This window comes from Gemmatimonas sp., assembly GCF_041689975.1.
Classification (GTDB): domain Bacteria; phylum Gemmatimonadota; class Gemmatimonadetes; order Gemmatimonadales; family Gemmatimonadaceae; genus Gemmatimonas.
The window spans coordinates 1-24093 of record NZ_JBDNFF010000341.1; the positions used below are offsets into that span (position 1 = coordinate 1).

General features: G+C 63.7%; 22 protein-coding genes, 1 tRNA gene and 2 pseudogenes. 17 read left to right on the plus strand and 8 right to left on the minus strand.

Annotation, left to right across the window (positions count from 1 at the left end):
* The 14 genes from ACESNG_RS20210 to ACESNG_RS20275 form a co-directional block, all read left to right on the plus strand.
* On the plus strand, positions 1 to 288 hold a 288-nt coding region (locus tag ACESNG_RS20210), incomplete at its 5' end, for a hypothetical protein (RefSeq protein WP_373070573.1).
* Positions 285 to 2240: an excinuclease ABC subunit UvrC gene (uvrC, locus tag ACESNG_RS20215; protein WP_373058086.1), complete on the plus strand. Its 1956-nt coding sequence runs from the start codon at positions 285 to 287 to the stop codon at positions 2238 to 2240. The genes ACESNG_RS20210 and uvrC, both read left to right, overlap by 4 nt.
* Positions 2237 to 3382, plus strand: coding sequence for a threonine synthase (locus ACESNG_RS20220; protein ID WP_373058088.1), 1146 nt, complete (start codon positions 2237 to 2239; stop codon positions 3380 to 3382). Before uvrC ends, ACESNG_RS20220 begins: the two co-directional genes overlap by 4 nt.
* 153 nt (positions 3383 to 3535) lie before the next feature.
* Positions 3536 to 5023, plus strand: a complete 1488-nt coding sequence (locus ACESNG_RS20225; RefSeq protein ID WP_373070575.1) for a tetratricopeptide repeat protein — start codon at positions 3536 to 3538, stop codon at positions 5021 to 5023.
* A gap of 132 nt (positions 5024 to 5155) precedes the next feature.
* Positions 5156 to 6451 carry a DUF512 domain-containing protein gene (locus ACESNG_RS20230; RefSeq protein ID WP_373070577.1) on the plus strand — a complete coding sequence of 432 codons (1296 nt, stop codon included), beginning with the start codon at positions 5156 to 5158 and terminating at the stop codon, positions 6449 to 6451.
* On the plus strand, positions 6448 to 7761 hold the full coding sequence (der, locus tag ACESNG_RS20235) for a ribosome biogenesis GTPase Der (RefSeq protein ID WP_373058094.1): 1314 nt from the start codon (positions 6448 to 6450) through the stop codon (positions 7759 to 7761). The genes ACESNG_RS20230 and der overlap by 4 nt, the downstream gene beginning before the upstream one ends.
* A gap of 5 nt (positions 7762 to 7766) precedes the next feature.
* A complete protein-coding gene (plsY, locus tag ACESNG_RS20240) occupies positions 7767 to 8399 on the plus strand; it encodes a glycerol-3-phosphate 1-O-acyltransferase PlsY (protein ID WP_373058096.1) in 633 nt (210 codons plus the stop codon).
* Positions 8396 to 9403: an NAD(P)H-dependent glycerol-3-phosphate dehydrogenase gene (locus ACESNG_RS20245; RefSeq protein WP_373058098.1), complete on the plus strand. Its 1008-nt coding sequence runs from the start codon at positions 8396 to 8398 to the stop codon at positions 9401 to 9403. Before plsY ends, ACESNG_RS20245 begins: the two co-directional genes overlap by 4 nt.
* A gap of 1 nt (position 9404) precedes the next feature.
* Positions 9405 to 9782: a MerR family transcriptional regulator gene (locus ACESNG_RS20250; RefSeq protein ID WP_373058100.1), complete on the plus strand. Its 378-nt coding sequence runs from the start codon at positions 9405 to 9407 to the stop codon at positions 9780 to 9782.
* 59 nt (positions 9783 to 9841) lie between these two features.
* Positions 9842 to 10600, plus strand: a complete 759-nt coding sequence (gene surE, locus ACESNG_RS20255) for a 5'/3'-nucleotidase SurE (RefSeq protein WP_373058102.1) — start codon at positions 9842 to 9844, stop codon at positions 10598 to 10600.
* Positions 10585 to 11241, plus strand: a complete 657-nt coding sequence (locus ACESNG_RS20260) for a protein-L-isoaspartate(D-aspartate) O-methyltransferase (RefSeq protein ID WP_373058104.1) — start codon at positions 10585 to 10587, stop codon at positions 11239 to 11241. The genes surE and ACESNG_RS20260 overlap by 16 nt, the downstream gene beginning before the upstream one ends.
* Positions 11242 to 11493: 252 nt before the next feature.
* On the plus strand, positions 11494 to 12339 hold the full coding sequence (locus ACESNG_RS20265; protein ID WP_373058106.1) for a hypothetical protein: 846 nt from the start codon (positions 11494 to 11496) through the stop codon (positions 12337 to 12339).
* Positions 12339 to 12626, plus strand: coding sequence for an acylphosphatase (locus ACESNG_RS20270; RefSeq protein WP_373058108.1), 288 nt, complete (start codon positions 12339 to 12341; stop codon positions 12624 to 12626). Before ACESNG_RS20265 ends, ACESNG_RS20270 begins: the two co-directional genes overlap by 1 nt.
* Before the next feature lie 27 nt (positions 12627 to 12653).
* Positions 12654 to 13190 (plus strand): adenine phosphoribosyltransferase, encoded by a 537-nt coding sequence (locus ACESNG_RS20275; RefSeq protein ID WP_373070579.1) that lies wholly within the window; start codon positions 12654 to 12656, stop codon positions 13188 to 13190.
* Between the two features lie 98 nt (positions 13191 to 13288).
* Here the strand turns inward: ACESNG_RS20275 and ACESNG_RS20280 are convergent, their stop codons facing one another.
* Positions 13289 to 14143: a carboxypeptidase regulatory-like domain-containing protein gene (locus ACESNG_RS20280; protein WP_373058112.1), complete on the minus strand. Its 855-nt coding sequence runs from the start codon at positions 14141 to 14143 to the stop codon at positions 13289 to 13291.
* Positions 14144 to 14627: 484 nt separating this feature from the next.
* On the opposite strand from ACESNG_RS20280, the pseudogene ACESNG_RS20285 reads away from it, so the two are divergent.
* The 3 genes and pseudogenes from ACESNG_RS20285 to ACESNG_RS20295 form a co-directional block, all read left to right on the plus strand.
* Positions 14628 to 14768, plus strand: a pseudogene (locus ACESNG_RS20285) (IS4 family transposase); the annotation flags it as partial.
* Positions 14769 to 15132: 364 nt separating this feature from the next.
* Positions 15133 to 15206, plus strand: a tRNA-Arg gene (locus tag ACESNG_RS20290).
* A gap of 152 nt (positions 15207 to 15358) precedes the next feature.
* Entirely contained in the window at positions 15359 to 16024 is a 666-nt protein-coding gene (locus ACESNG_RS20295; RefSeq protein WP_373058114.1) for a tetratricopeptide repeat protein, read from the plus strand.
* Positions 16025 to 16443: 419 nt separating this feature from the next.
* On the opposite strand, the gene dapF is transcribed toward ACESNG_RS20295, so the two are convergent.
* The 7 genes and pseudogenes from dapF to ACESNG_RS20330 form a co-directional block, all read right to left on the minus strand.
* Positions 16444 to 17337, minus strand: a complete 894-nt coding sequence (gene dapF / locus ACESNG_RS20300; protein ID WP_373070581.1) for a diaminopimelate epimerase — start codon at positions 17335 to 17337, stop codon at positions 16444 to 16446.
* Entirely contained in the window at positions 17298 to 18059 is a 762-nt protein-coding gene (locus tag ACESNG_RS20305) for a polyprenol monophosphomannose synthase (RefSeq protein WP_373058116.1), read from the minus strand. The genes dapF and ACESNG_RS20305 overlap by 40 nt, the downstream gene beginning before the upstream one ends.
* A 10-nt stretch (positions 18060 to 18069) precedes the next feature.
* Complete coding sequence (locus ACESNG_RS20310) at positions 18070 to 20499, minus strand: hypothetical protein (RefSeq protein ID WP_373070583.1); 2430 nt, start codon at positions 20497 to 20499, stop codon at positions 18070 to 18072.
* Positions 20500 to 20547: 48 nt separating this feature from the next.
* Positions 20548 to 21522, minus strand: a complete 975-nt coding sequence (locus tag ACESNG_RS20315) for a lysylphosphatidylglycerol synthase domain-containing protein (RefSeq protein WP_373058120.1) — start codon at positions 21520 to 21522, stop codon at positions 20548 to 20550.
* Positions 21519 to 22736 carry a glycosyltransferase gene (locus ACESNG_RS20320; RefSeq protein WP_373058122.1) on the minus strand — a complete coding sequence of 406 codons (1218 nt, stop codon included), beginning with the start codon at positions 22734 to 22736 and terminating at the stop codon, positions 21519 to 21521. Before ACESNG_RS20320 ends, ACESNG_RS20315 begins: the two co-directional genes overlap by 4 nt.
* 14 nt (positions 22737 to 22750) lie before the next feature.
* Positions 22751 to 23719, minus strand: coding sequence for a glycosyltransferase family 2 protein (locus ACESNG_RS20325; RefSeq protein WP_373070585.1), 969 nt, complete (start codon positions 23717 to 23719; stop codon positions 22751 to 22753).
* Positions 23720 to 23832: 113 nt separating this feature from the next.
* Positions 23833 to 24093 (minus strand): annotated as a pseudogene (locus ACESNG_RS20330) (RNA polymerase sigma-54 factor); the annotation flags it as partial.

Below are 24093 nucleotides of genomic sequence, written 5' to 3' on the forward strand. Positions count from 1 at the left end.
AACCTGGCGATACTTGCGCGCGGACTGCAGCGTCGGCTCGGTGCGTTGTACACCGCGACGATGTGGCGTGGTACGCGCCGCATCGCGCTGGCTGCATTGGTCGCCGCCTTAGTGGGTACGCTCTTGCGATACGTGCAGTATCGCTGGTTTCCCACCATGCATCCGCGACTTGCCGGTATTCCCGTGCTCGGCGCCTTCGGTGCAACGTATCTCCTGGTGGCGTGGGCTATGGGTTCGGCTGAAGCCGCACGCTGGCTCCGCCGACCGGTGCGCAGGGTGGGTTCATGAGCGCGGACCACGATCAGCGGCTCAGCGACGCCCTGCTGGTGCCGGAGGATGATTGGACGAGCGCCGCGATCGCGCGGGGCATGCCGGCCAGTGTCGCGCAGAAGCTACCGCACCTCCCGGAATCACCTGGCGTCTATCTCTGGAAGGATGGCGAAGGCACGGTGCTGTATGTCGGCAAGGCGAAGCGCCTGCGCTCCCGCGTGAAGAGCTACTGGGCGCAAGATCACCTGAGCAGTCCGAAGACGCGCGGGTTGATGCGGAAGGTGCGCGAGCTCGACACGATCGTAGTGCCGAGCGAATCGCATGCGTTGATTCTCGAAGCGACGCTGATCAAAGAGTATCATCCGCGCTTCAACATCGCGCTGCGCGACGACAAGTCGTATCCCTACATCAAGGTCACGGTTCAGGAGCCGCTGCCGCGCGTGATCGTGACCCGCCGACTGCAGGATGACGGCGCGCGGTACTTCGGGCCGTACACCGACGTGGGTGGAATGCGACGGGCGATGAACGTCGTGAAACGGATCTTCACCGTGCGGTCCTGCCACTACAATCTGCCGAAGGAAGCGCCAGAACGACCGTGCCTCGATTATTTCATCAAGCGCTGTCAGGCACCGTGCGTGGGATATCAGACCACGGACGACTATCGCGCGATGATCGACGAAGTGGTGTGGTTTCTCGATGGAAGAACGAGCGACGTCGTGCGCCACGTGCGCGAACGGATGCTCGACGCCTCCGAGCGCCTCGATTTCGAGCGCGCGGGCGAACTACGCGACGCGTTGCGCCATCTCGAGAAGATGGAAGAGCCGACCGTCGTGCTCGAAGTCGAGGGTGGTGACCGCGATGTGGTCGGGTACGCTCGCGATGGGGCAGACGCCTGTGTCGTCATCATGCGCATCCGGGGCGGCAAGTTGCTGGCGCGCGACCACCGCTTGGTGGAGCATGCGGAAGACGAGGAGGACGGCGCGGTGCTCGGCGCCTGTCTGGCCCAGTGGTATCGCACCGCCGAAGCGCGCGCCGGCGACCTGCTGGTGCCGTTCGACTTCGACGATCGCGAGTCGCTGGAAGCGTCGCTCGAGAGTACGAAGATCCGTGTGCCGCAACGCGGGCCACGGCGGGCGCTGGTGGATCTCGCCGACAAGAACGCGCAGCACTTACTCGAAGAGTTCAAGCTGGCGGCGCTGGAAGCCGATGAGCGTGCCGCCGACCCGGTGTACGAGTTGCAGCGGGAACTGGGCCTGCCGCGCTTGCCGCGTTCACTGATTTGCTTTGACATCTCGCACGCGCAAGGTACCGACGTCGTGGCGAGCGCGGTGTGGTTCGAGAATGGACGGCCGAAGCGCGCCGAGTATCGCAAGTTCAAAATCGCGATTTTTGAAGGCAACGATGATTTCAAATCGATGCACGAAGTCGTCACGCGCTACTTCACGCGTCGCGTGGCCGAGCAGCTGACGCTTCCCGATCTCGCCGTGATCGATGGTGGAAAAGGACAGCTCGGTGCCGCACGCGCCGCGCTCGATGCCTTGGGGATCACGTCGATCGGATTGATCAGCCTCGCCAAGCGCGACGAAGAGATTTTCCTTCCCGGCCGCAGCGATCCCGTGCGACTGCCACGCCGTTCGCCGGCACTTCGTATGCTGCAGCAGGCGCGCGATGAAGCCCATCGGTTTGCCGTCACGTTTCAGCGACAGAAGCGCGCGGCGCGTACGATCACATCGGAGTTGCTGAAGATTCCCGGCGTCGGCCCCAGCAAACGGCGGGCCTTGCTCACGACATTCGGCAGCGTGCAGGGCGTTCGTGAGGCGACGGTCGAGCAGATTGCTGCGGTATCGGGCTTCGGCCCGGCCTCGGCGGAACGGCTGCTCACGGCGCTGGGCGTTCCATCTCGTGCCACTCCGCCGGATATTCCCATCGATCTGACTTCTGACGTTCCACTCGACTCGACTCCTGAATGACTTCTGCCTCCTGGACTCTGCGCTGTTCCGCGTGCGACACGGCAGCGGCGCGCGATCGCGCCTCCGTGTGTGCCGCGTGCGGGCAACCCCTTTTCGCGCAGTACGCCCCCGTGCCGAAGGGAACACCACTCCTCGATCGCTGGGATGCGTGGCGCTACGCGCCATTCATGCCGCTGGAGATCGGAGAGCTCCCGGTGTCGCTGGGCGAGGGGCTGACTCCCCTGACTGAGTCGCCGGCGCTGGCCGCGGCGACAGGCGTTCGCCGTCTCTGGATCAAAGACGAGTCGCAGAATCCGACCGTATCGTTCAAGGCGCGTGGTATGAGCGCCGCCGTCACCCGTGCGAAGGCGCAAGGGTATCCCGGCCTCGTGGTGCCGACGGCGGGCAACGCCGGTGCCGCCCTTGCCGCTTACGGTGCCGCCGCCGGCATGCCCGTGCGGGTATTTGCGCCGCGCACCACGCCACGTCCCATTCTCGACACGATCGAGGCATTTGGCGCAACGCTCGTGCGTATCGAGGGACATATCGGCGATGCCGGTAAGCTGGCGATCGCGTACGCGGCGGAGTCAGGGTATTTCAATGTCTCGACGCTGCGCGAGCCGTACCGCGTGGAAGGCATGAAGACAATGGGTTTCGAAATGGCCGAACAGCTCGGCTGGCGAGTGCCCGACGCGCTGGTTTATCCGACGGGTGGGGGGGAGGGGACGATCGGCATCTGGAAGGCCATCAACGAACTGCTGGCGGGCGGATGGCTGCCTACGGGAGCGCAGCAGCCCCGATACGTGGTGGCGCAAGCTGCCGGGTGCGCGCCGATTGCGCGCGCCTTCGCCGCCAACGAGGAGCGCGCCACGCCGTGGGTCGATCCCGTGACGTACGCCAGCGGACTCCGGGTACCGTCGCCACTGGGCGATCGGCTCCTCCTGCGCGTGCTGCGCGAAACGCACGGTATCGCCGGCACGGCGACCGAAGAGGCAATTCGCGAGTGGACGCTTCGCTTGGCGATGGCGACGGGTATCGATGCGGCACCAGAGGGTGGCTGCGCCCTCTCTGTGCTGTACGATGCAGTGACGGCGGGCACACTCGCGGCCGACGCCGAGGTTGTGGTGTTCAACACCGGCAGCGGCGCGTCGTACCGCGCGTAGCCGCGGTGGTCGCCCAATACTCGCCCGGCTCTTCAGTTCACGGCTGCGCGAACCGCGCCGGTAGGAGCGCGCGTTCGGGTGACGGGTGACCCTGTGTCTCCATCGGGGTACAAAAACGCAGAAGCTATCATGTCATTTACGAGGAGAGCAGTGATGAAGGCTCGGATCTGGACAGCGGTTGTGAGTGCGACAGTTCTCGGCGCGACGATGCCGATGGTGTCGGCCGCGCAGGCTGCGTGCGAGATCAACGACAGCAGCCCCTTTCAGGTAAACGGCGCGAAGCAGTACATTCTTGCCGCCGCGAATTCGCGGCGCGCGGATGAAGTGCCCAAGCACCTGCAGAACGCGATTCGTGTACTCACCGACGACCCGTCGAAAATCAAGAACGAAGCCGGTCGCCAGTTTCTGCTCCTGCGCACGTATGCGCAGTGGCTCGAGCGCGAGAACGCGGGCTACCTGATGAAGCGGGGCAGCGTCGGCTTCACCCAGAATCCGACCGGCTCGCAAAATCTGCTGCTCGCCCTCGACTCGGCGGCGACGGCCGTGGAGTCGATGTTGCCGCAATGTACGGAAAAGGTGCGTCCGTATCGTGCCAAGTTCTTCGGTGAGATCCTGAACAAGGCGATCGCTGCCATGGGCGCGGAGCAGAACGACTCGGCGGCGTACTTCGCGAACCTCTCGCTGCAGGTGGCGGCTTCCGATCCGCGTCCGTGGAATGTGCTGTCTACGCTCTATCAGAAGCAGAACAAGGTCGACAGTGCGATGATCGCCATGGAGAAGGTGATTGCGCTCTCCGGCTCGGACACCCTGTACACGAGAGTCAAGCAACAGAGCCGCTACAATCTGGCGGTCACCAAGTTGACCCTTGCCGAAGCCGCGGCCGTCGGCGACAAGAAGGACGCTGAGATCAAGGCTGCTCGCGCGTTGCTGGAGGCATACCTGAAGGACACGCCGGGCGACGCGAACGCCGCGCAGGCGCTAGGTCGGGCCGTTCGCCTGTCCGGCGACACCGCGGCGGTTACGGCGATCTTCGCCGACATGCTCATCGCTCCGGACAAGTTCACGGCCGACCAGCTGTTCGAAGCGGCATCGAACGCCGCCGCCACGGCCCACGACGCCGATGCGTCGAAACTGTTCGAGGACGGACTCAAGAAGAATCCGTACCACCGGGTGGCGCTGCTGAACTACGCCAACGTGCTGTTCACCCTGAAGGACACCGAGCACATGGCACCGGTGGTGACGCGTTTGGTGGAGGTCGACCCCAACTTTGATCGGGCCTACCGCCTTACGGCCGGGCTCTGGCAGCTCCGTGCGCGTGCGACAACGGACGCGGCGAAGAAGAAGTTGGCCAACGACTCGGTGCTGTTTTATCTCGACAAGCAGGCCAAGATGAATCCCCGCGTCGACATTACGCTAGCCCAGAAGTCGGGGAGCGCCTACGCCGTCCAGGGCACCGTGAATAACGAAGGCAGCACGGCGGCATCCTGGACCATGAAGCTCGAACTTCTTGATGTCGCCGGCGCGGTGGTCGCGACGAAGGACGTGGCGATTGGGCCGGTTGATGCGGGCGGAAACACGACGTTCTCGGTGAAGCTCGATGCGCCGAAGGCCGTCGCGTATCGCTATGCGCCCCTCAAGTAAGTCCATGTTCTAAATTGACTTCGGACCTCACAGTTCGTATATTTTATGAGGTAGGCGGCAGCGCTACGGTTGCCGCCCCTTGTCATCCGGGGGAAGGCCTTTGGGCCTCGCCCCCCGTTTTCGTCCCAGGTCATGGTTCGCGTCACACGTGTGCAGCCAGGGAGCATTGCCGATGAGATCGGCATCGTTCCTGGCACTGAACTCCTCGCCGTCAACGAACGGCCGTTGGAAGACTTCCTCGATTGGGAGTTCCTGACGGCCGACGATGCGTTCATCGTGTCCGCGCGACTACCGGATGGTTCGGAAGTCGAGTACGACATTGAACGTGAGGGCGGCGAACCGATGGGCGTGGAGCTTGCGCCGCCCACGATTCGACGCTGCGCCAACCGGTGCGAGTTCTGCTTCATCGAGGGGCTGCCCAAGGGCCTCCGGAAGGGACTCTACATCCGCGACGACGATTACCGGCTGTCTTTTGCGTATGGCAACTTCGCCACGTTGTCGAATGTGAAAGAGAGGGACATCGCGCGCATCCTCGAGTACCGACTCTCGCCGCTCTACGTTTCGGTACACGCGACGCCGTGGGAAGCGCGAAAGATCCTCCTCAACAACCCGCGCGTCCCGAACATCGTTGACCAGCTTACGCGGCTGGCCGAGGGCGGTATTCAGTTTCACGGGCAGATGGTCATCGTCCCCGGCCTGAATGACGGCGAAGTGCTCGAGCAATCGCTCACCGACCTCTGGAACCTCGGCGACGCCGTGATGTCCGTGGCGCTCGTTCCTGTTGGGGTGACCCAGTTCTCACACTTGTACAATGGCAAGTCGATGGACGCGGTCAACGCGCGCCTGTTACTCGACACGGTGCATCGGTGGGCCGAGCGCGGCCTCGCCGAGCGTGGTGATCGGTGGGTGTTCGGCTCCGACGAGCTGTATTTGTTGTCCGACGAACCGCTCCCTAACGTGGAGCATTATGGCGACTTCTCGCAGATCGAGAATGGCGTCGGTGCGGTGACGTCGCTGCGCGCCCGCGTGCGCGACGGACTGTCGCAGCTCCCCCGTCTCGACGGGAAGAAGATCGGAATTGTGACGGGCGTTTCCATGACGCCGCTGATGCCCGAGTTGCTCGACCTGCTGCGTGAAGCCACCGGCGCCGAGTTCTCGCTCATCACGATGGAGAACTCGTTGTTCGGTCCGACCACGACCACCGCGGGACTGCTCGTGGGCGCCGATATTCGCAAGGCGCTTGCGGATCGGCACGATCTCGATCTCGCGCTCATTCCCGCCGAGTGCATCAACGACGATGGACTCTTCCTCGACGAAGAGTCGTTCGTGGCGGTGCGAGAATCGCTGCCGATGCCCGTGTTTCCTTCGTACGATTTCATAGACGCGCTGGTCCCGACAGGTGACGCGGCGTTCCAACCAGCCGCATGAGTCTTCCAGTCATAGCCATCGTCGGACGTCCCAATGTCGGGAAGTCCCATCTGTTCAATCGTATCGTCGGCGACTCCTCCGCGATCGTCAGCGAGGAAGCGGGCACGACCCGCGACCGTCATTTCGGCCAAGCCGATTGGGCCGGCCATCATTTCTGGCTGGTCGACACCGGCGGACTCGTTGAAGATTCGAACGAGCCGATGGACGTCGCCATCCGCAATCAGGTCATGCAGGCGATCGACGAAGCGGATCTCCTTATGCTCGTGGTGGATGCCAAGGTCGGCGTGCACCCCAGCGACGCGCGCCTCGTCGACATCCTGCGTCATGCGAAGAAGCCGTGGGTTCTGGTCGCCAATAAGGTCGACGATCCGAACAGCTCCGACTTCTACGATTTCTATCGTCTTGGCGTGACCGACGTGTACCCGGTGTCCGCCGCCAACGGCAAGGGCTCTGGAGACCTGCTCGACGCCGTCGTCGCGGCCATTCCGGAAACGGATGAGGTCCCGTCCGAAGCGGTGCGCTTTGCCGTGATCGGCCGTCCGAACGTGGGCAAGTCGTCGTTCGTGAACAAGCTGCTTGGTGAGGAGCGTCTGGTGGTGAACGACGAATCGGGCACCACTCGCGATTCGATCGACGCCCCCATGCGCTATCACGATCAAGAGATCATCTTCGTCGATACGGCCGGCTTGCGGCGTCAGTCGAAAATCGATGACGGTATCGAGTTCTACTCGGCGTTGCGCACCCGTCGTGCCATCGATTCGTCGGATGTGTGCATCCTGATGATCGACGCGACGGAGGGGTTGCAGAACCAGGATCTCAAGATCGCTACGCTGGCGTGGGAAGCCGGTCGCGGACTGATCATGGTGATCAACAAGTGGGACCTGTACACGGACAAGACGGACAAAAGCTCGGCCAAGTTCAAGAAGGACGCCGTGGAGAAGGTGCCATACCTTGGCTTCGTGCCCTTCCTGTTCACGTCGGCGCTCACCGGCCAACGGGTGAACAAGGTGCTCGACATGGCGCTCGAAGTGCAGGCACAGCGCACGCGCCGCATTTCCACCTCGCAAGTGAATGACGCGCTGCAGGAGATCATTGCCAGATTGCAGCCGCCACAGGCGGCGGGTCGCGAAGTGAAGCTGAATTACGCCACGCAGGTGGAGACCTCTCCTCCCACGTTCGCGTTCTTCGGCAATCACCCGGACTTGATCCCCGAGAACTACATCCGCTTCATTCACAACCAGCTGCGTGAGAAGTGGGGATTCACCGGATCGCCGATGCGTATCATCATGCGGAGCAAGCGCGAGTCGTGAGTCCCATGATCGCCCAGGCCGCGGCGCTGCTTGCTGCGTACGTGATTGGCTCGTTTCCCACGGCGTATCTCGTGGGAACGGCCAACGGTGTCGATCTGCGGACGGTGGGATCCGGCAACCTCGGTGCGACGAATGTGTTTCGGACACTGGGGTGGAAGTGGGGGCTGCTCGTCTATCTCGCGGACGGCTCCAAGGGGGCGCTGCCCGTGTTGGTGCTTCCCTCCGTTATCGGCGCGGCAACCGGGTGGCCGTGGGGAGTGGTCTTTGGCCTCGTCGCGATTCTCGGCCATGTGCGCCCGGTGTTCTTGATGGGTAAGGGCGGAGGCAAGGGCGTCGCCACGTCCAGCGGCGTGTTCATCGCGCTGGCTCCGCTTCCGGCGCTCTGTGCGATCGTCGGTTTTGTGATCGTGGTGGCGATGACCCGCTACGTGTCGCTCGGATCGCTGGTCGGCGCCGTGATATTACCCGTGGCGTTGCTGCTGCAGCAGCGCGCGATCACGCCACTGGTGATCGTCGGCGCAGCGGTTGGAGCGTTTGTGTTCTGGACGCACCGCGAAAATATCGGCCGTCTGCGCCGCGGTGAAGAACGTCGCGTGGGGCGGACCTCGCCGGCACCGTCCTCGGGATCGCGCGCGTGACGGATCGTACGCTCGGCTGCGCGGTGATTGGCGGTGGTGCCTGGGGAACGGCGATCGCCGATCGTCTGGTGCGGAACGGCCATCGCGTGACGCTCTGGGCGCGTGAAGAAGACGTGGTTCACGCGGTCAACAGCCGTCACGAGAACCCACGGTTCCTGCCGAGTGTCGCACTCGCACCGGGGCTCGCCGCCAGCAGCGACATCGGTGTCGCGCTGCACGGCGCCGGCCTCGTCGTGTACGCTGCGCCGTCGCACGTGCTGCGGGCCGTCGTCACGTCCTGCGCCGGAGCGATCGCACCGGGTGCGGTGCTCTCGGTGGCCACCAAAGGCATCGAGCGCGAGACGCTGGCGTTGATGACCGATGTCGTCGCACAGGAAGCGCTCGGACACGACGTGGTTGCCATCAGTGGGCCAAGCTTCGCGGTCGAAGTCGCCCAAGGGCAACCCACCGCAGTCGTTGCCGCCAGCGCGTCGCATGACGCGGCGAAGATGGTGCAGGGCGCGATGAGTGCGGCGTCGTTTCGTGTTTATACCAGTGATGACGTGGTAGGTGTGGAACTCGGCGGCGCGATCAAGAACGTGATGGCGGTGGCCACGGGTATCCTCGACGGACTCGGACTCGGGTACAATCCGCGAGCGGCACTGATGACCCGCGGTTTGGCGGAGATGACGCGCCTTGGCGTCTCGCGCGGCGCGCGTGCCGAGACGTTTGCCGGGCTCGCGGGACTCGGCGATCTCGTGCTGACGTGCACGGGCGCGCTCTCGCGCAATCGCGCGCTCGGCGTCGCGATTGGGCAGGGGCAGTCGCTCGACGAGGCGCTGGCTGGCAAGGACAGTGTTGCCGAAGGCGTGCTGAACGCGCAGAGCGCGAAGGCGCTGGCCGATCGTTCCGGGGTCGAGATGCCGATCATCGACGCAACGTATCGAATCCTGTTCGAAGGACAGTCTCCGCGGGAAGCGATCGCCGAGTTGATGGCGCGCGAACTGCGCGCGGAGCGCGACTGAAGTGGGCGCGCCCCGCAGCGAACCGATCCAGGAGTTCTATTCCATCGGCGAGGTCTGTGCACTCACCGATTTGAAACCGCACGTCTTGCGCTATTGGGAGAGCCAGTTCAAGCTGCTCAACCCCGCCAAGAATCGCAGCGGCAACCGCGTGTACGCGCGCCGCGAAGTAGAGCTGATTCTGCTCGTGAAACATCTGCTGTACACCGAGAAGTACACGATCGACGGCGCGCGGCAGAAGCTCGATGAGCACCGCAAGGGCGGCGTGCTGCGACCGGCCGCGCGAGCGGCGCTCGAAGTGGAGGCGCTCGAGAGCATCGAGCGAGATCTGGCGGAGTTGCTGGCAATTCTCGAAGACCGTCCGGCACCGCGTTCCCGATAGCGCGACCCGCGGCGTGTGCTGCGTATATACTGTTCGCTTTTCGTCTTTCAACCAATCCCATGCGCATTCTCCTTAGTAACGACGACGGCATTCTCGCCAAGGGGTTGGGCGTGCTCGAGCAGGCCTGCCTCCCGCTCGGCGAGCTCAGTGTCGTGGCACCCGACCGTGAACAGAGCGCGACCAGTCATTCGCTCACGTTGCATCATCCATTACGCCCGGTGCGTCTCGGTGAGCGTCGTTGGCAGGTGGACGGCACGCCCACCGATTGCGTCATGCTTGCCTGCGAGGCGTTACTCGACGAGCGCCCCGAATACGTGATCAGCGGAATCAATCACGGCCCGAACATGGGCGAAGATGTGCTGTACAGCGGCACGGTGGCAGCGGCGATGGAAGGACTCGCCCTCGGCATTCCATCCATTGCGGTCTCGTTCGCCGGCAGTTTGCTGCGCGCCGATGCGCTGCTCGAGACGCAGGTGGAGGTGCTGCGCGATCTGCTAAAGCACTTGATGTCGCTCACGTCGTTTCCGCGCGAAACACTGCTGAACGTCAACTTGCCGAACGTGGCTGGCGATCAGATCAAGGGTGTGCGCCTCACGCGCCTCGGTCGTCGTGTGTTCAGCGATTCGATCACGAAGATGAAGGATCCCTGGGGTCGCGAGATCCTGTGGATCGGCGGCGGAAGTGTGGAGTGGAGTGGTCCGGACGACTCGGATTTCCGCGCCGTGCACGACGGGTATATCTCGGTGACGCCGTTGCATCTTGATCTCACGCACCGCGATGTGCTCGATACGGCGACGGATTGGTGGCGTCCTCTGTAGAGCCGGAGTTCCGTGGGGCGCGTCGACGGCTCGTCGAGGCGCTCCAGGACAAGGGGATTCGCGATCTCGCCGTGCTGCGGGCGATCGATCAGGTGCCCCGGCATCTGTTCGTACCGCCCACGGTGCGCCACCGCGCCTACGAAGATTCAGCCTTGCCGATCGGCAGCGGGCAGACAATCTCGCAGCCCTACGTGCACGCCCGCGCGCTCGAGCAGCTCATGCTCACCGGCAAGGAGAAGGTGCTCGAGATCGGCACGGGTTCCGGCTATCAGACGGCGCTCTTGTCGGAACTTGCGGCTCAGGTGTTTTCGATCGAGCGTTTTCCCGCCCTGCTCGATAAAACACGCCCAATTCTGGCACAGGCCAACGTACGAAACGTCTCCATCCTGCTCGGTGACGGCACATTGGGCTGGCGTGAGTATGGTCCATACGACGGCATCGTGGTCAGCGCTGGTGCGCCGCACGTGCCCCCGGCGTTGGACGAGCAGTTGGCCGAAGGTGGACGGATGCTGATTCCGATCGGTGATAGGGACGAACAGATGCTCACCCTGTTCGTGAAGCGGAACGGAATCCTGGAAGGTCGTGACATCGTTCCGGTCCGCTTCGTCCCCTTGATTGGGGCCGGTGGTTGGCCGGCCTGACGGACCTAGCGGGTGCGCACGTTTGCGCGCGACTGCTCTTCAGCGCATCTTCGGCACTCACGGCCTGACCACGCTATGTCCACACCTGCCTCTACTCCATCTCAGGGCGCGAACGAGCGCTCGACGGCCGCTCCCTATGCGTTTCCGCAGTCAGGGAGCGGGTTGGTCGACCGTGGATTGCACGCGGGTCCAGCAAAGGTCGGCCCCTACGTGCCAGAGCCATGGCGTGGAAAACCCACCGTTGATCGCCCGGTGACGCCGCTCTTCGTCGCGCCGATCGCCTCGACCGTGATGCGGGTGACCGAGATGCCGGTGGCCGAGATGCCACCGTCGTATCCGACGCCGGCGTACTTCACACCGCTCGGATCACAGGCGCAGGATCACTTCGTGACGCCGGCGTTCGATATGCCGGCCATCATCGATGACACCGGGGAACTCTCTGCCGTATCGTTCGTCGAACCGGCAGAGACGTTGGCATCGGAGGCGCCGTCACTGCCGTGGATCGAATCCTTCCTTTCATCGACGCCAGCCCTGCCAATGCAGGCGGTAGCGGAGCCGTCCGCGATACTCTCTCCCGCGTCGTACACGCCGCCTCCCTCGGAGGCCCTCGTTGACGACGCCGTGGGCAGGGCATGGCCCACGAGCGACGATGCCCCGGAGGCCCCGACGCCGTCGGATGCGTGGGCGCTCGACGAAGCGGCGGAGCAGCTGCGGGCACTGGCGGGCGAACTGCGCGACCACGAAGGCATTGCCAGTGACGCGGGTGAAGCGGCACGGCTGTTCGACGCGGCTCCGGCACCGGAGACGCTCCCGGCATGGAGCGACGACGACATGATCGACATCATGCCGCGGCAGAGAGGGCACGCTTCCGCGCCCAGTCGTGTGCCGACCCCGGCGTCGATCAGTGCGATCGAACCGTGGGCCGATCGGGCCCGTCGTGCGGGGAATGACAACGCGGAGGCTGCCGCGCGGGCCTTGGAGCTTCTCGCCCGCCGTGTGCGTGACGGCGAGATCTCGCTGGTGGGCTACGAGCCGCGCCTCGGCGATGCCGCCGCGCTGGCGGCGGCGCTGGCCGCACTCCTTGGCGTTCGTCGCTGATGGCGCTGGCGGTTCGCCGCTATCGTGTAGAAGGGGAAGTGCAGGGGGTTGGCTTCCGCTGGTACGTACGCGAACAGGCTCGTACGCTCGAGCTCGCTGGGTGGGTCCGAAACGAGCCTGATGGCGCGGTGGTTCTGGTGGCTGCCGGTGAGGCGTCCTCATTGGACGCCTTGGAACGTGAGCTGCACCTAGGTCCGCGCCACTCGACCGTGACGAGCGTGGTCCGACGGGAACTCACGAGTTTCGATGCCGTGGATTTGCCACCGACGTTCATGATCGAGCGCTGAGCGGAGTCGGGCGATAACTTGGCGCGCATGACTGCCACGCTTATCGAACGATTGACGGCCACGCTCCGCGATGTCCCGGACTTCCCATCGCCGGGTATTCTCTTCAAGGACATCACGCCGGTTCTCGCCGATCCGGCGCTGATGCGCGATCTGATCACGGCGATGGTGGCCCCGTATCTTGGCGCTGGCGTGACCCATATTGTCGGGGTTGAAAGTCGTGGCTTCCTCTTCGGTATGCCGATGGCCTTGCAGCTCGGGGTGCCATTCGCGCCAGCGCGCAAACCGGGCAAGCTACCATGGTATACTGATCGCGAGTCGTATGACCTGGAGTACCGGAGCGACGTGCTCGAGATGCACACCGACGCGGTCGGGGCAGGCGCTCGCGTGCTTGTCATCGACGATGTGCTCGCCACCGGCGGCACGGCGGCGGCGACCTGTCGGCTGATCGAGCGGCTCGGGGGGAACGTCGTGGGCGCGTCCGTGCTGGTCGAGCTGGGGTTTCTGCATGGCCGCGTGCGGTTGGCGGGACGCGACGTGCACGCTGTCGTGACGTTCCAAGCATAGAGGCGCGGGCAGCCTCGAGCGGCGTGCGGCATTGGCCCTACGCCGCCGATCCTGTGCACGAATTCTCGCGACAGCTTTCGACGCGCCGGTGTTGCGAATCAGCGATCTCTCGTCCAGATCGCGATCAGTCCACACCAGTCGTCTGTGCGCAATCCGCCGCCGAGTTCAGGCGGCGTTCGAGCGGGGCCGCTGAAGACTTCGATGCCATGCACATCTCGGGGCACGATCTGATCGATGTTGAACTGCGCCGGCATGAGAATTCCGTCCACGGCGACGCGCATCACGCACGGCACCATCGTCAAGCCAGGCCCCCGTGCGTTGCGAGTCGGTTTATCGCCGCGCGTTGAAATGGCGACCGTGGCACCAGACGAATCTGCAACCCGAACGCCATTGATTCCGCGCAACATTCGCGATAGCACGATGGGACCCAACTTGTCGATCTGCTCTCGAGTGACCACTCCGCTCGCCGAGCCCGCAGATCTCCGTCGCTCGAAGCCGTCGAGTCGCCTGGAAACTTCCTTCCCGCCGACTATCCGAACTCCGACGAGTGACATGGCAGCAGTCTTCGTGACCACCGTGTACTCGTTCCACCCGGTTCCGATTCGAATGTCCACGGACACGGGACTCAGCCCCAAACGACGCACCGTCATGGACCACAGCCCGGGTTCGATTCCGTCAAATGCCGCGCGACCCGTCGAGTCTGAGCGAACGGAACGCTCCACCCGTTTTTGTGCACGAAGTATGACTTCGGCACTCCGTACCGGTTGATTGCTTTCGTCCAGGATGTGAATTCGTAGCTCGGTCACTGAAGTCTCAGTCTGTGCGTGAAGCACGCTACTGACCGCGCACATGACGGCTACCGCGACGGCGAAGTACTTGATCGATGAAGCGGAGACTCGTGCACGGGTCAGACATTTACCCGATGGGCTCCCTTTGAATTTATCAGCTTGCATTTCTATCTCACGGATGTCGTCGCGGTCGCCGTGCTCGTCAAGCGATTCACGTGGTGACCGCTAAAGATCTCCACCACTGGCGCGGCGCACCTTGCAACCGCACTGCTCGACCGATGATACCGTTTTCAACGATGTAGTTGTGGATTTGCTTGGTGAACGGGGTCGTTTCGTCTGGTCTCGATTTGAACAGCGACGCGCTGAATTTCGGTCTTTTGCGCGGTAGTGCGCGGGATCGTCATGTACGGACGCATTGCAACAACAGGAGTGGTGGTTCGGCGCGCTCTCGTCTGCCGACGTAAATCCCGTATGAATCCCTGCTGCTATTCTTCGCGTTTCTTCAGGTGCTCCGCGAGCTTCGCGCGAACCAGCCGGCTCTCCGATCACTCCGAGACAGCCGAACGCACTGCGGTTCGCGCGAAGTCCGCGAAGATCGCGAAGGCCCGCGGAGCACGGCCACAGCATAAGGCGTGTCCCGACGTTTTCACAGGAGGAGTTGTGCTTCACGTGGATCACGCCGCATCTGCGCATCACGCAGTTCTTGGGGACCAGCGAGAACGCGGTGAAGACGCATATCTGGATCGCCATCGGCACCCATGTTTTTATGATCACCGCGAAGAAGCGGTTGCACCATGAGCCGAATAGCTGTACGAAATCCTACAGAACTCGAGTTTGACCCTCGTCGCACCTGCGCTTATCCATCAACGACTTAGGCCGCCACCTCGCGATCCAGAACTATGAGTCCGAGCCCGTCCAACTCGTGCTCCTCTGGAAAACGTTGGGACGCTACTGATACTGGATAGGCTCCCGCTACGAGTCGGATTTGTCAAACCAAAGCTCCACAGCGCGCCGTCGGCGGTCGAAAATCGACGGCTCGAGCCGACACGGCACGACTTCGAGGTCTTGAGTCGTTGGCCGCCGGGTTTATGTTCAAATGCCGAGCAGGAGCCTTCGATCGAGTGGGCTTTGCACAGATCCATTGCTCGGTGTTCGTCCTCGTAGCTCAGTTGGATAGAGCGGAAGTTTCCTAAACTTCAGGCCGCAGGTTCGATCCCTGCCGGGGACATTTTTCCTTCCAGGACGAACGCCCCCATACACTCCGGGGACGTTCGTCACTATGTTTTATGGCTATCCCCGTCCGCGTCGTTGCCGCACGTCTTGTTCGTGCAACCGAGTGCAGGGCGCGCCCATCTTTGCCCCTCATCGCTGGACTTCCGCATGGCCCAGTCGTCCCGTTCCGCGTCGTCTTCCTCGAGCCTCTCCGACGATCCGATGGAGAAACTCGGCGATTGGTTCCAGTCGAACAGCCGCCCGATCGGCATGGCCGTTGGCGGCTTAGCCGTCGCCGCGCTGGCGATCTTCGGCTACCGCAGCTACTCGTCGGGCCAGAACTCCAAGGCATCGACGGCGCTGTACGCCGCGCAGGCCCCAATGGCTCAGGGCAACTTCGCGGAGGCGGCGAAGACGCTCGAGAAGGTGGCCAAGGGCTATTCCGGTACGGCATCCGGCCAGCAGGCGGCGTTGCTTCTGTCTCAGGCGCTCTACGAACAGAAGAAGTACGCCGAAGGTATCGCCGCGCTCGAGAAGGCGGTGGGTGGCGCCAGTGCGGATTTCAAGGCGTCGATGGAGTCGATGATTGCGGTGGGTTACGAACTTCAGGGGAAGCTGGCCGACGCGGCCGCGCACTACGCCAAGGCGTCGACGGCCGCGAAGTTCGAGAACGACAAGAACAACTACAAGGCGTTCGAAGCGCGCAGCCTGATGGCCGCCGGCAAGAGCGCGGAAGCGAAGAAGATCTGGGAAGAGTTGGCCAAGTCTGATAGTCCGGTGGCCCAGGAGGCCAACGTCCGCCTAGGCGAACTGGCTGGCGCCGGGAAGAAGTAGACGGCGCGCTCCGGGTTACTCCGTATCGAACAAATTTGTGAGCTGGTTGATGGCGGCGGTCCGGAGTTGATCCGGACCGCCGATTCGTTTGTCTGGTTTGAGGAATCTACAAAGTCGACAGTAACGGGTCTTGAACACGTCTGAATAGCGGCACTCTGTAGGACATATGGTCCTCGTACATGCGCATAATACATGTTATGTAAACCTACGTTGGTGGATAACTGTGGGAAAACATTTGGGGATTTCTCCGTCGAGTTGTGCACGCGCGCGATAACTCGCTGTCCCGTATGATTTTAAACCGTACCTTTCTATGCCGACGGTTAGCCGAAGCTCACGAAATGTAAATCTGTCCACCTTCCCACATGGATTGCGTGATGTCTTCCGCATGAATCCTCGGCGTCCGCCAGCTCACCACTACGTCACGCGGCGGCGCCTTGGATGGACTCGATCACGCCGCGAAATACCACGCGGCCTTCGCCACGAAGCGTGGGCGCGTATCCCGTCTCCGTCGGCGTCAGTCGTACCTCGAGATCGCGCCCGGAACTCGTCCGAATCGTGACCGACGATGCCGTGGCGATCCCCCACGCCGTCAGCAGCACGGCCGTTGCTATCGCTCCAGTGCCACAGGCCAAGGTCTCACCCTCCACGCCGCGCTCAAACGTGCGATAGCGCCAATGGCCGCCCGGCATCGGCGACACCCAGTTCACATTCGCCCCAGCCGGCCCGGAGGCCTCATGCCGCCGAAGTAGCGGCCCTCGACCTTCTACGTCCACTTGGTCGGCATCATCACACAGGATCACCAAGTGCGGTATTCCGGCCACCGAGAACCCCATCCGCTGCTCCCCTGCGACCATGTCGATCGGCATTCCCGTGCGGATCATCGTGACTGGCTGCAAGTCGATCTCAGGCTCCCCATTAATTACCCGGCTGGCAATAAGCCCGGCCGGCGTAGTGAGCGTCATCTCCGAGTCTCTGGCAAGTCCAAGCATCACCGACAGAGCCGTCGAGCACAGCGTGGCATTCCCGCACAGATCGGCCGGCGTTCCGTCGCTGTTGAAGTAATGGATCCGCACATCCGCCGCCAGAACCGCAGCCTCCAGTACGACTATGCCATCTGCTCCTATACCGTTGTACCTGTTGCATATAGCCCTGATGATCTCAGGTGAAGTCACACGATCAGGCCGTACGTCTCGAGCGTCGAAGAACACGAAATCGTTGCCCGATCCCGTCATCTTCACGAACGGGATTCCCCGCAGTGCCGCGCACGGCGACGTCACGCGTTCCCCGTGATCGCCCACCAGCGAAGCCGCCACACCATCCAGATGGCCTCCCGCACGATCCGCTTCGACATCTTTGACTCGCCTTCCGTGCGATCATGGAAAACGATCGGTATCTCAGCAATGCGGAATCCACGCTTCCATGCGCGGAAGCTCATCTCGATCTGGAAAGCGTATCCGTTGGAGCGCACCTCATCGAGCGGAATCGCCATCAGCACTTCGCGGCGAAAGCACTTGAAGCCGCCGGTCGCGTCACCCAGATGAAGTCCCGTCACCGCACGCGCATAGATATTGGCGCCGTACGACAACATGAGCCGCGTCATCGGCCAGTTGACGACCGTAACCTTGCCGTCGCGGTAGCGGGAGCCGAGCACCATGTCGGTGTCGCGGATCGCGGCCAGAAACTCCGGCAGGTGCCCAGGATCGTGCGAGAAGTCGGCGTCCATCTCAAAGATAAAGGCGTAGTCGCGCTCGAGCGCCCACTTGAACCCCGCCAGATACGCACGGCCGAGTCCCTCCTTTCCTGGGCGATGGAGCACATGAACGCGCGGATCGGCAGCGGCCAGCTCATCGGCAAGTTGGCCGGTCCCGTCCGGAGAGTTATCATCGACCACCAACACGTCGAGGCGCCGGTCCTGGGCCAGGATCAACGGCACGATGCGAGTGACGTTATCGCTCTCGTTGTAGGTCGGGACGATTACGAGGCCACGTTCGCCCAACGCGAGGGAGCCACGAGCCGGAGTCGGAATTCGCGTCATGTCGTTCGCCTCAGGCCTTGAGTACGTCGGCGGTGAATCGAGCCTTCCGGTCGAGCGCGAACCCGATAATCCACCAGAGCAACGCCGCGCCAAGTGCCAGCAAAGTCAACAACTTCCCCGTGTGATATGGTGCGCTATCGAAGCGGAGCTGCACGGATTTCGCGCCCATGGGCAGTTCGACGCCGATAAGTGTATAGTCGGCACGGGCGATCGTGGCGGGTTTGCCATCTACCACCGCCGTCCAACCCGGGTAGAAATTTTCCGAAACGATCAAGGCACTCCCTGCGGGTGCCGGTCCTCCGAGGGTGATGTCGATCGCCCCCGCGTGGTACTTCGTCACTTCCACGCCGAATGGGACTGGCTCAGGAAGCGGTGAGTTCACCGGCCTCGCTTGAATGGTCGAGGTCGTATCAAAGATCGCGACACGCTTCACGTCGAACAACGGGTTGAGTATCGTCGCTTTGGTTGTCGCGTCGTCGAGCTTCACGATCATTGGTGCCACCCACGCCGCGGGGTGGTCACCGGGTAACTCGTACAAATACGTCATGGTACCGGCTGCGTTTCGCACCGGACCCGCGGCCAACTTTGCGCCCTGAAATGGCAGGCCGGGTGTGTTCGTGTAGAAGAACCGCGCGTTGGTGAGCGACCAGAAGTTCGGATTCGCAATCTGCTGGAAGCCCTCACTCTTGCCGTAGAGTTCCTGATAACGGCCGAGTTCGTTGCCGTGGTAGCCTAATACACCACGGATCCCGTGGTGCATGAGGGCGTCGCCGAGCACGAACGGATCGTGGGGCGCCATGTTGTCGCCAAGGGGAATGGCAATGACACGGGCCGGTTCCGGCTGCGACTTGAGGAATCGGATGATGTCGTCTTCGGCGTAGAGTTGATCGGCGCGGGCCGAGAACGTCCAGTAGTTCCTTTCCACACTCCAAAGGTCGAGTACCACAACGAAGGCAAGGAACCACCCGGCAACAGGCCCTTTGAGCGCGCCGCGAGCGACCGCGAGCATGAGCCCGACCAGCGCCAGGACGGCGACGGCCGATCGCCACGCGCCGGCAACCACGTTCGGCGCGTTGGCCTCGATCAGATCGCCGCGCGCATCGCCGAGGATCGACATGGCGATGTTGGTGCACGCTCCCGACGTGGCGAGGATTGCGACCAGGAGCGCAAAGCTACCCCAGGCGATCGCGTATCGGATGGTCCCCTTCCCTGCGAGCACCCGCTCCGCGCCGAACGCGGCGAGCACCGAGCAGGCAAAGGCACTCACGTAGAGCATCGTACTGGGGGCTCGGAAGAACTTCGAGCCGGGAACGACCGCGTAGACGAGTTGGTAGAACGGGGTGTTGCCGCCCCAAGCCCACAGCAACGACACGATCAGCGTGCCAAGCCAGAACCAGGCGTGCGAGCGATGCCGATTCACGAGCCCACCGCCGAACGCGAAGAGCGCGAGGACCAAGACCGTGGCGCCGATGTATTCGCTGTGAAAGTGGATGCCGTTACGGCCCCAGTAGTGCTCCAGAATCCCCGAGAACTGGGGGAGATACATGTTGATCGTTTCCTCGAGCGGAAACGAAAAACTGGTGGCGTAGTCGTATCCCTTGCCGCCGGCGCGTGGGGACCACGGCACGTACTCCTGTACCGGGAGATACTGAATGGCTCCCATCAGCGCGCCGAGCACCACGGCACCGAGTGCCAATGCCAGTCGACGGAGTGGACGAGACGAGGTCGCTTCGCGGGCCGGGGCTGCCGATTCCGGGGCCAGACTCCACGGCCGGAGCGCGAGGAACAGCGCGAACGCACCGCATGTGAGCAGCATGTACTGCAGGAGCTGTGGGTGCGGCGACAACACGGCCAGTCCGACGATCAACGCCAGCAATCCCCAGGCACCGCGCCGTCCGTCGCGCATACCACGCACGAGGGCCCAGAGTGCGGCCGGAAGCAGCGCGCTGACGAACAACTTGCCGTCGTGCCCAGGCGACGCGTACGAGGCGACGGCCCCGCTAAGCAGATACGCGACGCCGCCCACGATCGCACTCTGGACCCGAACGCCGGCCGCGCGCAGGAAGCCGACCGTGAAGACGCCGGCCAGGAACGTGTGCAGCACGAATCCCCACGTCATGGCGATGTCGGTGGGGAGCAGCAAGCGAAGCAGGAACGTCGGGTAGAAGATGTCTCCGTGCATAGCCGCGACGTACGGCATGCCGCCGAACTGGTAGGGATTCCACTGCGGGAATCCCTGACCGTCGCGGAGGGCGCGCGCGGCGAACTCGCGAAAGGAATAACCCGCGATGTACTGATCCGAATTCGGGTTCACGAGAAACGCGCCACCGAGCGCCGGCCATGCCAGCAGCATCGTCGCCAGAAAGCAGACGACTGCCGCCCAGGCCAAGGGGAAGCGAGGTGACGGGGGTGGCATATTCGTCGCGTCAGCGCGAGCCATTGAGAAGACGGGAAAGGTGAGCGGTGAGCACGTTCCAAGCGGAACGGTTCACTTCGCGCCCCGCAGCGCCGCGCGCTGGGACGCGGGGAGGAAGAGCAGGCTGACGAGTCCCGGCAGCACCTCGAGCACGGTCAGCCACACGCGCGACGTGACGCCGAGTATCACGGCTTCACCCTGCCCTGCCGCGCCGACGCCGACGAGAAAAACGGCCAGCGCCGCTTCGCGGAATCCCAGTCCACCGGGCGAGAAGATGACGAGGTACCCGATGAGGTAGGACGCGGCGAAAGTTGCAATGAACAGCGCCGGATCGCTACTGATCTGCGGTGTCACGCCACGCGAAAACAACGCGAACGCAACACCATACCCCAGCCAGGAAGCGGCGTTCATCGCGGTCGCAAGCCAGAGCGTCGTGGGTGTCAACTGTTTGTCGGCCATCGGTACGCCGCGCTTCACGGCGAACCAACGAAGTACGGGGGGCAGGATCAGTGGTAACGCCAGCACGCCGGCCACGAACAGCGCGGTGGCGATCAACGCACCGGTTCGGAAACCGGGATACACCGTGTCGAGTCCTTCCGCTCCGGTGATCACGACGACGCCGAACCCGGCACCGATGTTGAGCAACGTGCCCAGCACCGCCGCACCAGCGGCGGCGGCCCCCGACACGCCTTCGCGCGCAGCCAGTACACTCAGGGCACCGACCGACCACACCTTGCCGGGAAGCCATCGACCGAGATTCGCGATGGTCCAGATACGCAGCGCCGGCAGGTAGGCGAGTTCACTGCCCCATCCGCGCAACAGCAGCCGCCAGCTCTGAATCAGCATGGCATAGACCGCCAGCACGCTCACAGTGGCCGCGGCGATCCAGCGCCACTCCACCTTCACCTCGCGCGCCGACGCGCGCATCAGGGTCCACTGGTCGTGCAGCGCCCACGCGATGAACACGCCGGTGAGCAGCAGCAACAGGAACTTGAGCGCGGGATGACGCAGGACGCCGCGCTCGCGCCACGTGGCGCGACTGGTCATCGCGCGGCCTGTCGGTAGTGCGTGAGATATCGATCGGCCACCGCTTCCGGCGAAAAACGCGCCAGCATCTCATGCCGTGCGGTCATTCCCAGTTCACGCGCTGTGGCCTCGTCGGCGAGCAGACGGGCAAGCGCTTCGCCCAAGGCACGCGTATCACCAACCGTGACCAACGTCCCACCGTGGTCCGGGCGGACGACGTCGATCAGGCCACCGTCAGCGTACGCTACCACTGGCGTACCGCACAACTGCGCCTCGACCGCAACTAATCCGAGCCCTTCTTCGCGCGATGGTATCGCCAATACGCGCGCGCCCTGATACAACGGGACCAGTGCGGGTTGTGGGAGCGCGCCGTACCAGCGCACGCGCTCTGCGAGACCGAGCGCGGTGGCGCGCGCTTTCAACGCGTCGCCATCCGGCCCGTCGCCGGCGACATCGAGCGACGTCAGCGGTCCGTCGCGCTGTGCGTCGTGGGCACGCATAGCCGGCGACACCATCGCCTCCAGCAGGTCCGCGAGCCCCTTCTGCGCGTTCAGTCGGCCCACGAACAGGATTCCGCTCCGCGCGGCCGATGGGTCGGCGGGAGGGATGAAGTGCCGCGCATCGACCGGCATCGGTGAGACGGCAATCGATGCGTTGGGTGCGATACGGAGCGCGGTCTCTGCCAGCCATCCGGAGACGGCCGTGCACAGGGCGGCCTCGCCGAGCACGGCGCGCATTACGGGGTGCGCGGACGCGATGCGCTGCGCGAGTCGGACGTCGGATCCGTGCATGGTGATGACCAGCGGTGGATCGCCCGCACGACGTACGCGCCAGAGTGCGACGGCCGAGGGAAACCACCAGTGTGCATGCACGATGTCGAACGGGGTGCCGGCACGTGCCGCCGCGTCGATCTGCGTGCGAACCGCGCGACGCATCGCGCGCAGCATGCCCAGCAGCGCCAACTTGCCGCCCCACGATGACATGACCTGTTCGGCCATGTTGCCAGCATACGCGAGCGTCATGCGCGCCTCGCTTGCATAGCGCACCCGTTGGATGCGGACGCCTTCCAGCCTTGCCTCGTGGGCGAGGCCAGCGGCGGCAGGTGCAATAATCTCGACCGTGACACCTGCCGACTGCAGCGCCACCGCGAGTCGCAACACAAACGAGCCGGCCGCGTCTCCATCGAAGCGCGGCACATTGTGCGTGACAAACAGTACGCGCGCAGCGCGAGGCACCGGAGCGCCGACCGTCAGCGGCGGTCGCGATCGACGCCGGCTGTCACGCCGGGCGTGACGTCGTCGGCATCCTCGCCCTGCTGCGCGCTGGCCAGTTCGTCGAGCTCGCGTCGCAACTCGCGCACTTCGGAGCGCTGCTGCGCGATCTGCTCGCCGAGCAAACCGGTGGCGAAGAAGATCGAGCCCAGCATGAGGCACGTCTGGATGACCGTCCAGACCCAACGCTGCCCCTGTCCCGTGATTGCGAGCCACACGAGCGCCCCCAGTCCGGACAGCACGCCGATGGCGAACAGAGCGACGCCGAGCATGCCGAAGGCGAGCAACGGCTTCTGACCGAACTTGAGCTCGAACCAGACGGCGAGCATGTCGAGCACACCGATGGGAATGCGCGAGAAGCCGAATTTCGATTTACCGGAATGGCGCGCATAGAGCGGCACCGGCACTTCCGTGACCGTAAAGCCCTGCGCCGCCGCCATGACGATCATGTAGCGATGGAAATCGGGGCGCATAGGCAGCGCCGCCATGATCTCTCGGCGATACGCCTTCACATTGTTCAGATCGCGCACCGGCACGTGGAAGAGCGTGCGACTCAGCTTGTTGTAAATACCCGACACGAACGCCTTCTCGTACTTCCCCTGCTTGTATCCCGTGACCATGTCCGATTCGCCGGCCAGGATCGGATTCACCAGCCGCGGAATATCCTCAGGCTTGAATTGGAGGTCGGCGGGATAGAAGACCAGCACGCGCCCGTGCGACTGCAGGTACCCGGTACGCAGCGCTTCGGCGATCCCGCGCTGCGCGCGATGGCGCACGGGTTTCAGGAAGGCATACTGCACGCGGAGCTCTTGGAGTAGCGCCCAGCTACCGTCGGTCGACCCGTCGTCGACCACCACCACTTCATAGCGGGCCGACTCACCGCGAAACGTGGCCTCGCACAGCTCGAGAAAGAGCGCGAGGTTCCCGGCCTCATCCTTGGCAGGCACGAGAACACTGACGTCTACGACAGCGGTAGACGCCGAACGGGAAGTACGCCGAAGCGGACGGGCGGAGACGGCCATTCAGAGAGTGAGGAGGTCGCGATTCGTGTGCGCGCGGGTCAGACGCGCTTCCGCATGCGGGCGGGAAGGACGCCGAGCTGGTCACGGTACTTGGCGACCGTACGACGCGCAATCTGCACGCCGGTCTGCTGGAGAATCTCGACGATCGCCTGATCGGTGAGCGGATTCTTGGTGTCTTCACCCGACACCAGCTTCTCGATCTGGTCCTTGATACCGCGCGCGGAGACATCGTCGCCATCGCTGGTGGCGAGCCCGGACGAGAAGAAGAACTTGAGCGGCAGCACGCCGCGCGGCGTCTG